4 protein-coding genes are annotated in these 13,962 nt (G+C 61.6%); 1 reads left to right on the top strand and 3 read right to left on the bottom strand.

All coding sequences use genetic code 11. The annotated features are described in order from the left end of the window. Positions 1-5 precede the first annotated feature (5 nt). Positions 6-2,381, top strand: coding sequence for an RND family transporter (locus P2T68_RS15750; protein WP_024075923.1), 2,376 nt, complete (start codon positions 6-8; stop codon positions 2,379-2,381). 49 nt (positions 2,382-2,430) lie between these two features. Here P2T68_RS15750 and P2T68_RS15755 read toward each other — a convergent pair whose 3' ends face one another. From P2T68_RS15755 to P2T68_RS15765, 3 genes are all read right to left on the bottom strand, one after another. After that, entirely contained in the window at positions 2,431-7,332 is a 4,902-nt protein-coding gene (locus tag P2T68_RS15755; protein ID WP_277379564.1) for a DUF6543 domain-containing protein, read from the bottom strand. A gap of 275 nt (positions 7,333-7,607) precedes the next feature. Beyond that, complete coding sequence (locus tag P2T68_RS15760) at positions 7,608-8,858, bottom strand: IS256 family transposase (RefSeq protein ID WP_102625793.1); 1,251 nt, start codon at positions 8,856-8,858, stop codon at positions 7,608-7,610. A 192-nt stretch (positions 8,859-9,050) separates the two neighbouring features. Continuing rightward, complete coding sequence (locus P2T68_RS15765; RefSeq protein ID WP_277379565.1) at positions 9,051-13,940, bottom strand: hypothetical protein; 4,890 nt, start codon at positions 13,938-13,940, stop codon at positions 9,051-9,053. Positions 13,941-13,962: the final 22 nt, after the last annotated feature.

Below are 13,962 nucleotides of genomic sequence, written 5' to 3' on the forward strand. Positions count from 1 at the left end.
AAAGAATGAGCAGTCATCACAACGATAAAGCGACCTTTCTTGAGCGCCTGATCTTCAACAACCGCCCGGCGGTTATCGTCATTTGCCTGCTGGTGAGTGTGTTCCTGTTCTGGCAGGCGACGTTGATTCGCCCGTCCACCAGCTTTGAAAAAATGATCCCGCTCAAGCACCCCTTCATCGAGAAGATGATGGAACACCGCAACGACCTGGCCAACCTGGGCAACACGGTGCGCATCTCGGTGGAGGCCAAGGACGGTGACATCTTCACGAAGGAGTACATGGAGACCCTGCGCCAGATCAACGACGAGGTGTTCTACATCTCCGGCGTCGACCGCTCGGGCCTCAAGTCGCTGTGGAGCCCCAGCGTGCGCTGGACCGAAGTGACCGAAGAAGGTTTTGCCGGTGGTGAAGTGATCCCGCAGAGCTACAACGGCTCGCCGCAAAGCCTCGACCAACTGCGCAACAACGTGCTCAAGTCAGGCCAGGTCGGGCGCCTGGTGTCCAACGATTTCAAGTCGAGCATTGTCGATATCCCGCTGCTGGAGTCCTACCCGGACCCGCAGGACCAGGGCAAGCTACTGGCCCTGGATTACCGCAAGTTCTCCCATGAACTGGAAGATAAGATCCGCAACAAGTTCGAAGCGCAGAACCCCAACGTCAAGATCCATATCGTCGGCTTTGCCAAGAAGGTCGGCGACCTGATCGACGGCCTGGTGATGGTGGTGCTGTTCTTCGGCGTTGCGTTCGTCATCACCCTGGTTCTATTGCTGTGGTTCACCAACTGCCTGCGCAGCACGGTCGCGGTATTGAGTACCACGCTGGTGGCGGTGGTCTGGCAACTGGGCTTGATGCACTTCTTCGGCTTCGGGCTGGACCCGTATTCGATGCTGGTGCCGTTCCTGATCTTCGCCATCGGTATTTCCCACGGCGTGCAGAAGATCAACGGTATCGCCCTGCAATCCAGTGAGGCCGACAACGCGCTGACCGCCGCGCGGCGTACCTTCCGGCAACTGTTCCTGCCGGGGATGATCGCGATCCTCGCGGATGCCGTGGGCTTTATCACGCTGTTGATCATCGATATCGGGGTGATCCGTGAACTGGCCATCGGCGCATCCATCGGTGTGGCGGTGATCGTGTTCACCAACCTGATCCTGCTGCCGGTGGCGATTTCCTATGCCGGCATCAGCCAGCGCGCCATCGCCCGCAGCAAGAAGGACGCACACCGCGACCACCCGTTCTGGCGCCTGCTGTCGAAATTTGCCAGTGCCAAAGTGGCGCCGGTCTCGATCCTGCTCGCGCTGGTCGCCTTCGGCGGCGGCCTCTGGTACAGCCAGAACCTGAAGATCGGCGACTTGGACCAAGGCGCGCCGGAGCTGCGCCCGGACTCGCGCTACAACAAGGACAACAACTTCATCATCAGCAACTACTCGACCAGTTCCGACGTGCTGGTGGTGATGGTCAAGACCAAGGCCGAAGGTTGCTCGCGCTATGAAGCCATGGCGCCGATAGACCAGTTGATGTGGAAGATGCAGAACACCGAGGGCGTGCAGTCGGCGATCTCGCTGGTGACCGTGTCCAAGCAGATGATCAAGGGCATGAACGAGGGCAACCTGAAATGGGAAACCCTGTCGCGTAACCCGGATGTCCTGAACAACTCCATCGCCCGCGCCGATGGCCTGTACAACAACAATTGCTCGCTGGCGCCGGTGCTGGTGTTCCTCAACGACCACAAGGCCGAAACCCTCGACCGCGCGGTGCATGCGGTGCAGGCGTTCGCCAAGGAGAACAACAAGGACGGCCTGGAATTCATCCTCGCCGCCGGTAACGCCGGGATCGAAGCGGCCACCAACGAAGTGATCAAGGCGTCGGAGTTGACCATCCTGATCCTGGTGTACCTGTGCGTGGCCACCATGTGCATGATCACCTTCCGTTCCTGGGCGGCGACCCTGTGCATCGTGCTGCCGTTGGTGCTGACCTCGGTACTGGGCAACGCGCTGATGGCGTTCATGGGGATCGGCGTCAAGGTCGCGACCTTGCCGGTGGTGGCCCTGGGCGTGGGGATTGGCGTGGACTACGGCATCTACATCTACAGTCGCCTGGAAAGCTTCCTGCGCGCCGGCCTGCCACTGCAAGAGGCCTACTACCAGACGCTCAAGTCCACCGGCAAGGCCGTGCTGTTTACTGGCCTGTGCCTGGCGATCGGCGTGTGCACCTGGATCTTCTCGGCGATCAAGTTCCAGGCCGACATGGGCCTGATGCTGACCTTCATGCTGCTGTGGAACATGTTTGGCGCGCTGTGGCTGCTGCCGGCGCTGGCCCGCTTCCTGATCAAGCCCGAGAAACTGGCGGGGCAGAAGGGCAATTCGCTGTTTGCCCACTGAGGGGTGAGGGCGTCTGGCCCTCACCCCAAGGTGGACCTTCAGGCCGGTATCACGGGTTCGCTCGCGGTAGCGGCGCGATCGCCAGGAAAATCTGGTCGACGGGAGGCGTGATCAGTACATAGACAATGTTGGTGACCGGTTCGCTGCCGGGGTCCCGGAGGTTGCGCAAGTAGGTTTGGACGTGTTCCTTGAGCAAATCCTTCTGGGTGAATTTGCGCTGTTCGGGCAGCTTCAAATGCGCCCGGGTGTAACGGGCGGGCGGGGCGTCGGCCGTGGCGTAGTGGAAGTGCGCGTACCACAACACCGCCGGCGGTTTTTTCGCCTTGTCGTAAACCGCGTATTCGGTGAAGAAGTCGCCGCTGAGGGTCGGACGTTGCGGGTCGGCCAGGCTCGTCAGGTTGATGTCGATTTCTTGATGCTCCCACAGGTAGTTGAGGCTCTCCGGTGTCGGCCATTGGCGCTTGTAGGCTTCACTGCACACGCGTTGAGCCTGCCGGTTCATATCCCGGGCCTGCGCGAGGTATTCGTCGACCAGGTCCTGGGCCGATAGCTTGTCGAGGTGATCGCGCTGTATTTCCTCGGCCAGTGCCGTGAGTTTTCTCGCATGGCCGGTGAGCAGTTCATCCCAGTCGCCCGGATTGACCTGCTGACGGGTGAGGGGCGAGTCGAGTTTTTGCTGGTCGGTCGCAATCGTGTGATCAATGCCTTTGCGCTGTTCGATCAGCGCCTGGCCAAGGCTTTTGAGGGTAGCGAGTGAGCGGCTCTGTGGTTCGGTTGGCACCGGGGCGGCAGGTTCGTCTTCGGTGGCTGCCCAGCCGTCTTCGTGTCGGCTGAAGGCGCTGACGGTTTCACCGGTCAGCGTATCGGTGATGGTGAAACGTTCCTCGGCGCCTTGTGCACCGGCAGGCTTGAGTTCGCCGATGAGGTATTGCTTCCTACGGGTTTTGAAGACACGTTTTGTCGGCAGTTTGGGGCGCAGGTTTTTCGACAGGGGCAGCTCCACGTCCAGCGCTTCCTGCTTGCGCACCACGGCTTCCAGCTCGTTTTGTGCAAGCGCCTTGGCATATTCGAGACCTTTGAGCAGGCGCTCGGACTCCGGGCGCAGTCGACGCGGGTTGATGACCTTGAGCGCGCGGATGGCCTCTTCATAGCGGTTGTACTGCTTGAGGACCGTCTCGTAGACATCCCGTTGTTCGGCCAGCGGGTATTCGGCGCTGCTGCGCACTTCAACGTGAGACAGCAGCACCTCGAACAGGTCGATGTGCTCAAGGCGCCTGATGTAGAGGTCTTCTTCGGGCGGCGGCACGGTATCGGTCATTTCCACGCTGGCAGCGGCGAGATAGTTCAGCGCATTGAGTTTCAGGTTGTCGGAAAAAAAATGCTGTGGGAAGGCGATCTCATCCAGCAGTTTTTGACGTACCACGCGCCCGGCCCGCGAGTCCTGTTCCAGCCGTTGAAGGGTGTTCTCCATGGCTGCCGAGACCTCGCCCATGTGCTGGCGGACGTTGGCCGACTCAATGGCGTTGCTGATGTATTCGTTGTAGACGGTGCGGTCGCCCAGCAAATTGTCGATAAACATCCTGCGCGCCATCTCTGCCATCGGCTCCCCCGCGCGGGAGAAGCGCATGGCGTTGAGCCGGCCCAATAGCAAGGTGTGAATGAACAGCTGTTGATCCCAGATGGTGTTGAGGATTTTCTCGCGGTCGCGCACGTGCGCACCCGCCCCACCGACTTTTTCCAGTTCCTGGCCCAGCGTGACCATTTCCAGGCGCGGGGGGAGCGACTGGGCAAACAAGACTTCCAGGTTTTGCAGCAGAATCTCGAATTCGCTACGCAGCGTCTGGTGCCTGAGGGTTTCCTGCAGGTGGCGTGCTTCCAGCCCCGGCCTTTGTGCATCAGTCGCCTTTTTCAGCAGCTCTGCCGTCAGTTGGACGATCTTGCGTTGATGCTTCAGGGCATCCAATGCGTTTTGTGTGGGTTTAAGCGATGCATCGAATGGCTCCAGCAGTTGCGGGATTTCTTGGCTGAGTGCCTGTACGCGCGCGAGCACCTGCTCTTTCTTGCGCCGGTTTTGCGCTTGCAGTTCGTCCTTTCTGCCGCCGCCCAACAGCTTCAGCCCAGGGTCCAGGGTCCAGCGGCCCCTCCCGTCGGTCTTGAGCTTGATACCGGGGTGGTCTGGATGCTCAGGGTGAATGATGAACACCTCGCCAAAGCCCGGAACAATACTGACCCTGAACAACAAGCCGCCGACGGAGGCATGCCATCGGCCGTCAATGCTGTACAACCCCGCGTGGGGGCCGATCTTGAGCGGCTCTGGTGCGGGCGTGGGCCAGGCGATGTTGACGGATCGCAGTTTGTCCAACAGCCTGGCCGAGGCGCTGTCGCTGGCCAGGGAATGGTCAAAATCCATCAGCGTACGGCCACCCCCCGGTGGTTCCGCGGGCAGGCCGACAATGCCACGCGCAACCACTGCTGTTCGCGTTGTTGCCGGGCCGGGCAGCGGGTGCCTGAAGGGCTCGAGGGTCAGGGCTTGTGCATCGAACGGTGGGGTGTCGGCAACGGGAGCCGGGGTGCCATGATGGACCATCAGCAGGCTGATGTTGAGCAACAGGTCGACCCACGCCAGCTCCCTCGCGGTGGGGTTGTCACTTTCCAGCGCCGGCAGGTCTTGGGTGAGGCCTTGCGCCAGTTGCAGGAGCCAACCGACTGCCGCCAAAGGCCCGCGCACGGCCATCAACAATGTATTGAACCCCAGTTGCATACCTTCCAGGATCAGCGCCCAGCGGCTTTCGCGGTTGGACGTCGACTCGCGCTCGGCCTGGTCCAACAGCTGTCGGGTTTCACTGCCAAACAGGTACTCCATGAGGTTGCCGTGGTTGAGTGACTGAAGCAGTTCGCCACCGCTTTCGTCGCCGGCCCCCGCCAGTTCTGCGGGCGTGGGTACCCTGGGCAGGCTGTCGAACTCCGAACCCATGCCGACACGCACGATGTGGGGTTGCGTAAAACCGCCATGGCTGTAGATCGCCCTGGCAGCGTCCGGTAACCAGGCCAGGACGCTGTCCTGCAGGGGGCCGGGCTGCACGATGGCTGCGAGCAATTGCTCGCGGCGGGCGAATTCGCGCAGTGAGTCGGGATAGGCTGGACGATAAAGCACGTGCGGCCCCAACTGGGTGTCGAGAGGCTCGATGATGAACATGTTTTGCACGACATCCGCCGTCGCCCCCGGCTTGCGCAGAAACGCCAGCGGGCGAATGACGATGGCGTTGCCGTCGATGCGACGCGCCATGGGGTCGGGATCGAGCACCGCGTTCACATATTGGACGCCTCGGGACGTCAGGCCCGCTTCGCCTTTGATTTTGTGCTCCAGCGCCCGGATTTTCAGGTGGACGGGCCGTTGCTGCTGGAACAGCCGCTGGCGTTTTTGCGCCGCCTCGGTGTCGCTCATCAGCGCCTGGCGCAGGTAGTTGGGGTAATTCTTACCGATGTCGACACGCTGGATCAGTTGGAGGATGTAGTCGGCGGTCAGCCAGGCTTCCACTTCCCGGCCCCAGCGGTGGCTTAGGGTCATGCGCCCTTTGGGTCTTCCCGAGAGGTTCTTCAGGGCCAGGTCCACCAGGGTCATGGAGACCGGCTCGATGTAACCGCCCTCCAGGCTGCCCACCGGGACATGAAAGGTCAGCTCCACGTCATCGGCGGCGTACCCGGCAGACAATGTCTCCTGGCTGCAGGTACGCACGCCGCCCAGGGCCTCGGCGCGGTCCAGGCACAGTTGGTGGTTCAAGTGCTGGGTCGCGTAGCTGCGCAGTGTTTCCAGGCCGTCGAAGTCGGCGTCGCCCAAGGTCAGGCGCCGGATCCCGGCTTGTTCGATCAGGCATTGGCGATAGGCCAGGCGGTCGGCGGCGCTGGCGCGTTGCAGCCAGTCGGGCAGGGCGGTCTGGAGGGACGACAGGGTTGCCAGGGGCGTGGCGGCGGCGGTGAATAATCGGCCGGGGTTTACGGTGGTGGCGAACAACTGCTCGAGGGCGGTCACCGTCGACCTGGCGGGAAGTTCAATCGTGGCCAGGTCATCCAGTTGCTGGTTCAGTACCAGCGCGGCTTGTATCTCGAAGATATTGCCGTCGGGTTCATACTGCCGCCAGGTGATCTTGTCGGCCAGGAAACGTTGTTGCATGCGCTCGCCCCAGGCTTGGCCGAAGGCATCCAGGTCGGAGTATGAGTCGATCTTGCCGTCGAGGCTGCACAGCAACACCTGCGTTCGGCTGACGATCAGGATCTCGCTGGCTTGCAGCGTGAGTCGGGCGCCTGCCCGTTCCAACTCCGTCTCCAGGGTATAGGCGCGCACCGCGTTCTCGGGCCAGGGGCGTGCGGCGCGGGTGACTCTGTCGGGATAGCGGCTCAAGGTGCTGAGGATGTTCAGTGGTTGGGCTGCGTCACCGGCCTGGCGCGTGGCGGATTCGAGCAGCGAGCCTTGCAGCACATCGGCCAGCCATTTCCAGCGACTAACGCCGGCGTCACTGTCCTGGCTCCAATAGGTTGCCAATGCCTGTTGAAAATCGATGAACAGAAGCGTGGGCAGTTCGTTGATGACCCCTTCGATGACCTCCAGGTCATAGTCGCGACTGCGCCCATTGATGGGATAGGTCAGGCGGTTGCCGGTGACTCCGCTCAAGTAGCTGTCCAGGCCCAGGCGTGTCGATACATCGGGAAAGCTGCCATCAGCCAGGTAGCCCAGCGTGACCTCCAGCAAGGGGAGCAGGGTGCGACCGCCACCTTCACGGGGCACGGCTAATCGAAGGTCTGCGAGTGGGTAGGTCAGCGGCGGGTATTTTTCCTTGAGGTTGGTGGCGAGCAGTTGCGCGGTGACTGAGCGCAATGTCGGGCAGGTGCGGAACTGGGCTTCAACCGCTTGTCGGATCGGCTGTGCGGCAGGTGGGGTGTTTGGGGCAGGCATGGGAGTTCCTTTTCCGTTGAATGAAGACGCGCCCATGCACGTTAATGTGCCGTGTTCGGGGGAGGTGGTAGCCCGTTAGGGGGGAGGCGGCTTGCTAAGGGGGGCACGGTGGGGCGCGCATTCGGAGTGGCTGCGATGGCGAGGTGTTTTGGCGGGCAAGCCGTAATGCCTTTGTAGGAGCGAGCTTGCTCGCGAAAAACGTCAACGATAACGCGGGGACTGTCAGATATTTTGTGTGCGGGCCGGTAATGGCCTGCCGTCAGGCAGGCCATGCTTTACCAGGTTGGCCTGATAAATCGATCTCCGTACAGAATCGCAAATTGATTCATCGCACTTTTCCAGTCATGTGCCGCGGAGCCCCAGTTTGCGGTGATATTGCGCAGTCCAAGCCAGATCAGTTTTGTCGCCGCATCGTCGGTCGGGAAGTGACCTCGGGTCTTGATGATCTTGCGCAACTGAGCGTTGATGCTCTCAATGGCGTTGGTCGTGTAGATCACTTTTCGAATCGCCGGCGGGAACACGAAAAATGGGATCACACGATCCCAAGCGCGGCGCCAGGCAGCCACTACCGTCGGATACTGCTTGCCCCATGGCCCGCTTTCAAACGCATCCAGTGCCTGCTCGGCCGCTTCGGCGGTCACCGCCTGATAGATCGGTTTGAGCGCCTTGGCCAGTTCGCGACGCTTGTCCCAGGCCGCGTAATCAAGACTGTTGCGGATCAGATGAACAATGCATGTTTGCAGTGTCGTGTCTGGAAATACGGCGTTGAGAGCCTCTGGCATGCCTTTCAGTCCATCGGTCACAGCAATCAACACGTCTTCGACGCCGCGTGTCTTGAGGTCGTTGAAAACTTTCATCCAGAACTTGGCGCCCTCGGTATTTTCTATCCAGATGCCGAGAATATCGCGTGTTCCGTCAGGCAAAACGCCCAGGGCCAAGTAAATCGCCTTGTTGCGAACCAGCCCCTCTTCGCGAATTTTGACCCGTAGAGCATCGAAGAAAATAACCGGATACATCGGCTCCAAAGGCCGCTGTTGCCATGCACCGATCTCTGCCATGACCTCGTCGGTTACAGAGCTGATGAAGTCGGGAGAAACGTCAGTACCGTACTGCTCGGAAAGAAACGCTCGGATCTCTCTGACCGTCATTCCACGGGCATACATGGCGATGATCTTGTCGTCGAAACCGGTGTAGCGGCGTTCGTGCTTGGGGATCAAAATGGGCGAAAAACTGCCGTCCCGGTCGCGAGGAATATCCAGTCGGAGCGGGCCGTCGCCGGTTAGAACCGTCTTGCCGCTTTTGCCGTTGCGCTGATTGGTTTCATCCTCTGGGCGCTGCGCGCCCGGCGGATAGCCCAAGTGATGCCCGAGCTCAGCACTCAGGGCTCGCTCGATCAAAGCCTTCTTGAACGCCGCAGACGCGTCCTCGATGGCTTCAGCGGTCATCGGTCCATCGGTGAATTGCTCGAGCAGCTCTTTCGGGATTTTCGGCAGCTCTCGCAACGCAGGTTTCTTTTTGGTTGGCATACATGCACCTCTTACTCATGTTATGCCCGAACACAAAATTTCTGACACCCCCATAACGCGTGTTTCCTGAATCAACGCGGCGCCTGTGCGTTTTTCGCGAGCAAGAACTAGGCGTCCCCCTCGCTCCTACAGAAGGCGATGTTCGTTTAACTGACTGGCATCAGGGCAAACCGGCTCCTTGGGGCGGTTGGGTTAGAGCTTCAGGAACAGTTTTTCATCCAGTGGGGCTTTTATCTGGCTGCGCACGATGCTCTCGATGCGTTTGTTGTCCTGGCCGGCCTGGTTGATGAGGTCTTGTTGCGTCAGGAAGCGCTGTTCCGGGATCTTCAGGTGCGCCGCGCTGTGGTCGGCGCGTGGCGTGGTGGGGGTGGGGTAATGGAAGTGCGCATACCAGAGCACCTTGGGCCCATTTTTCTCGCGCACGGCATATTCGGTAAGGAAGTCACCGCCCTTGAGTTTTTTGCCACGGTTGACCAGGCCGATATCGACGCGTCCATGTGTCCACAGGTACTCGACGTTTTGTGCGCGGGGGGCCTGGCGCAGGTAGCCGTCACAGCGATGGGCAATGGCACGCCGGCGCATCTCCTTGGCTGCGTCCTGCCATTGCTGCACCCACGCCGCGGTTTCGCTGCGGGCGCCATGGCCGGCCTGGGCTTCCTGCGCAACTTGTTCCAGGCGTTGGGCCTGGGCTTCGAGCATGTCGCTCCAGTCGCTGGGGTTGACCGACTCTCGGCGCGTCGGGTCATCGAGTTTCTTTTTCTGGAACTGGATCGAGCGCTCGATGCCGGCCTGCTCGTCCATCAGCTTGCGAGCATTGCCGATCAAGGCGGATAACGGTTTAGGCGAGGGCACGGGCGCCGGTTTTATCGGTTCGGCCCGCACGATCTGCACCCACTCGCCCTCGGCCGGGTGCCAGCTGTAACTGGTCAACGCCTGACCGTTGCGGCTGTCGAGGACATCGATGATCGGAGTGTCCTGCCCGGCTTGCGCAGCCCTCAAGGTGCCGACCAGGGTCTGCTTGTCACGGGTCTTGAATACCCTTTTGTTGTTCGACTTGCGCGGCCGTTCCTGGCGCGCCACCGCCACGGGCGGCAGGTGTTGCTCTTCGCGGATCAGATCGGCCAACTCGGCTTGGGCCTGGTCGATCACCCCTTGCAGGTAGTCGACGAACAACTTGCCGTACACCGGCCGCACGCTGACGGGGTCGACGTCCTGGAGTGCCTGGGTGTTGCTCAATTCGGCCCGGTATTGATCGATCAGGTGGCTGAGGACCGCGATACGTTCATCAGTGGTATAGCCTTCGTGCTGTTGCAGTTCGATATGGGAGGTCGCCACGCTATTGAGGTCTGCCCGGTTGAAGCGCGCCAGGAAGAAGGCAACCTCGGGAGACTGTGTGTCGACGCTGCGGTCGATGCTCAATTCGCGCAACGCGCTGAGGCGTTCCAGGTTGGCGTTGAATGGCTGGCCGGCCGGTGGCTGGCGCGTAGCCTTGATAAAGGCTTCGGCCTGTTTCTTGCTCGCGGGCGAATCGTTTTTCCACTCATCGAGTGCCTGGTTATACGCCTCGTTGGCCTTGATCAACCGTGTCAGGCGCTCAACCCGGTGGGCCAGGCTGTCGATGAACTCCGCGTAGGCACCCGGTTCATTGTTGCGGGTGCGCTCGATCAGGCTGGTCAACGGTTCGCCGCTGATGGCGTGCGAGAGCTCATCGCCGACGTACAGGTAGTCGGTAGTATTGGCGCGCAGTGTTTCAGCGATCGCCTGGTATTCTTCGGCGCGCTTTTCCTTGAAGACGTTGAAGTCCTGGGCCGGGGTCTCGGCGGTGAGCACCTGAATCGCATGCTTGCGGTGGGCGATCAGGGTGTCGACGCTTTTTTGGTAGTCCTCCAGGCGAAGGCGTAACAAGGCGTCCAGGCCCTGGTTCTTCATGCGTTCCTGCTGGTAACGCGCGGTAAAGTCAGCTTTGCGCTCACCGTGGTTTGCCAGGCCCCATAGGGTCTTGAGGGTTTTGTCCGACGTTTGAAGGGCCTCTTGGGTTTCCTTGACACGCTTGCCTGCGGTTTCCATGGCACTCACCGCAGGCTTCATGCGGAACACTTCGTTCACGTACGTTGCGAGTTTCGCCTCGCTCAGTGCGTTGTTGCGCTCCAGCGTGGCTTTCATCCTCGCACTGGACTTGGGCATGCCGCCCTTGAGCTTGGGACGTATATCGAACTGCCATAGCCGCTGGGCATCGCGTGTCAGCGGCGGGCCGGTACGGGCCTTGTCCTGTTCATCGATCACGAAGACGCCGTCCAGGTCCCTCGCCACGCGGAACCAGCGGTTTTCAATACGTGCGTGCAATTTGTTGTCAATGAGGTACAGGCCCTCGGTCTCGCCACGGCTGATGGGGGGCACCGGCGTGGATGGGCCGGGCACGCTGAACGAATCGATCAATGCGCGTTGGGCGGGGCTCAGTTGACGCGGGCTGGAAAAAGCAAAGTCGAAGGGGTGGTGACTATCGGCAAGGCCATCGCCTGTCATTGTGGTGTCCTGCGTGACCACTGCCGGTGCCGACGAGGGTTCCCCGGCGGCACGGCGCAAGGCAATCGACACGTCCGGTCGCTGCGCAAATGGCAGGTGACCTACCGGCCGCTCCGGCGCCGGGTGTGTGTGGCTCAGTAAGGTGCTGACATTTACCAGCAGGTCGACCAGCGCTTGTGCCGGGTCGGGGTGACTGGGGTCGCTGGCTTGCTTGATATCGTTTTCAACGCTGGCCAGTTGTACCAACCAGCCCGCCATGGCGCCTGGGCCGCGTAGCACCGGGAGCAGTGTGTTGAACAACAACCAGCCCAGTTCTTTATGGGACGCCCAGCGGCTCTGGGCGTCGGAGACGGACTGGCCCTCGGCGAGCGTGACCAGGCTTCGCGCATTGGTACTGAACAGGTGTTGCATCAGCTGGCCGTCGAGCAACGCCTTGTCCAGTGCCTCGGCCGCGGCATAGCCGTCGACGGCCAACGCCGTCGGCGCGGGCGTGTCGGGTGCATCGAATTCGTTGAACAGGCTGTAGTGCGCAATGTGCGGGGTCTTGAAACCATCGTTGGCGTAGATCGCACGGGTGTTGTCGTCGGGCAGCCAGGCCAGGATGCTGTGTTGCAGCGGGCCAGGTGCCTGGACCGCAGCCAGCAGAGCGTCACGGCTGGCAAACTCCAGCAAGGGCGGTGCCAGCAGCGGGCGATACAGCAAGTGCGGGCCGCGTGCCGGGTCCTTGGGCTCGAGCAGGAACATATTGGCGACCACGTCCGGCGTCGCTCCGGGTTTGTGCAGGAAGGCCAGCGGCCGGACGGTGACGGGCTGCCCGTCGACTGTACGCGGGCCGCTGCCGGGCCGCGTCACCGCTTCGACCAGCCGGTAACCCCCGTCGGTTACACCGGCTTCGCCCTTGAGCTTGAGTTCCAGGGCCTGCAGGGCCAGTTGCACAGGCACCTGCTCGGTAAACAAGGCGCTACGCTGCCGCGCCTGCTCGGTATCACTGAGCAGTTGCTGATTGAGCAGGGTCGGATAGTGTTGGCCGATATCGACGCTGCTGATCAGGTCCTTGAGCCTCTGCGGCATCTGCACGTCGTTCACCCGTTGCCCGCGCAGGCGAATCTCCATGGCGCCCTTGGGCAGGCCGGCAAGATTTTCCAGGGCCATGTCCACCAGGTTCATCTTGATCGGTTCGATATAACCGCTGCCGAGGTCGCCGACCGGCACGTTGAACGTGATCTCCAAGTCTTTGGCGGTATAGCCCTTGGGCGCCAAATGTGCGTCGAGCTGTTGCTCGGCATAGGTGCGCAGGTCGGGGATGTCGGTGAGGAAGGTGCGCCCCTGGTGGCGCTGCACACTGCTGGCCAGCGCAAGGGTCTGGCGTTGGTAGGTGAAACTGTCGGCGTCGCTGGCCTGGGTCAGCCATGGCGGCATCTTGCGTTGCATCTGCTCAAGCCGCGCCGTCGACGCCGTGTCACTGAACCAGTGCGAGGTGTCGCTGGCCTGGGTAAAGACCTGCTCCAGGTTGGTCACACTGGTTTTGGCCGGCAGCTGTATCGCGTCCAGGTTCTGCAACTGTTGATCGAGCATGATGGCGGCCTGGGTATCGAACACGGTGCCATCCGACTCGGTGCGTTTCCAGGTCAGGTGATCGAACGTGAACGTTGCGCTGAGTTGACGCTCCCAGGCTGTGGCGAAGGCTTCCAGGGAGGTATAAGGCGTGACAACGCCCTGGGCCGTCGCGTGCAGCACCAGGGTGCGTTCGCCCACCTGGCGTGTGATCAAAAGGTCTGGGCTGCTCACCGTAGACGCAGTGCCTTGATGCGTCAGGGTCGCGTCCACCCTGAATACCTTGGCGGCGCCCGCACCGTACAGGGTGTTGCGTTCGCCAGCATCGGGGTAGCGGCTGATCTGGTCGAGGGTTTCGCGTTGCTGCGGGTCCAGGCCGGGTTGCTGGAGGCCGGCGATGCGCAGGGTGTTTTTCAATGTATCGCTGAGCCACAGCCAGTGGCTGGTGGCGCCAAAGGCCGGCTGGCCCCAGTACTGGCTCAACGCTTCGGCGTAGGCAGGCTTGAGGTTGGGGCGCAGGCTGCGGAGCGCCAGGTCGAGCGAATGGCTGTCCAGTGGGGCAGGGCTGCCGGTGTCGGACTTGACCCACTGGCGCGGGCCGGAAAAGTCCAGCTCGGCGCCGCTGGCCAGATGCTCAAGGGCAAGGTCCAGCAGGGGTGTCGGCCGGTCTGGCGAGGAACCGGCCAGAGCGGTGTTGGCGCTGTCGATTTTCAGCGCGTCGTCGAGCAGTTTGGCGACCACTGAGCGCACGGTCGGGCGCGTGGCGAACTGGTTGGCCACCACCTTGGCGGGCGTGTCGGGCGGTGTGGGGGCTGGATGAGCGGCTGCGAGCTTGCCTTGCAGGCTCAGGGGCACTTTGCCCCGCCCTGGGGAGAATAAGCGGGCGGTTCTTGTGGGTGTCGCGGGCTCGGGCGCCGGTGTAGCAGGTTGACGGCTGGCCGATGGCTCAGGTTCGATCGGCAACGAAAACGTGAACAGGCGGGGGGTGTTTCTGACCGATTGCATACAGGCACTTCCTTGGCTGGGG

The sequence above is a fragment of the Pseudomonas sp. G11 genome (assembly GCF_029457515.1).
Taxonomy (GTDB): Bacteria; Pseudomonadota; Gammaproteobacteria; order Pseudomonadales; family Pseudomonadaceae; genus Aquipseudomonas; species Aquipseudomonas gorinensis.

Bases quoted from the DNA above. Each gene is read 5' to 3' on its own strand.
- P2T68_RS15750 (WP_024075923.1), top strand. From the start codon at position 6: ATGAGCAGTCATCACAACGATAAAGCGACCTTTCTTGAGCGCCTGATC.
- P2T68_RS15755 (WP_277379564.1), bottom strand. From the start codon at position 7,332: ATGCCTGCCCCAAACACCCCACCTGCCGCACAGCCGATCCGACAAGCG.
- P2T68_RS15760 (WP_102625793.1), bottom strand. From the start codon at position 8,858: ATGCCAACCAAAAAGAAACCTGCGTTGCGAGAGCTGCCGAAAATCCCG.
- P2T68_RS15765 (WP_277379565.1), bottom strand. From the start codon at position 13,940: ATGCAATCGGTCAGAAACACCCCCCGCCTGTTCACGTTTTCGTTGCCG.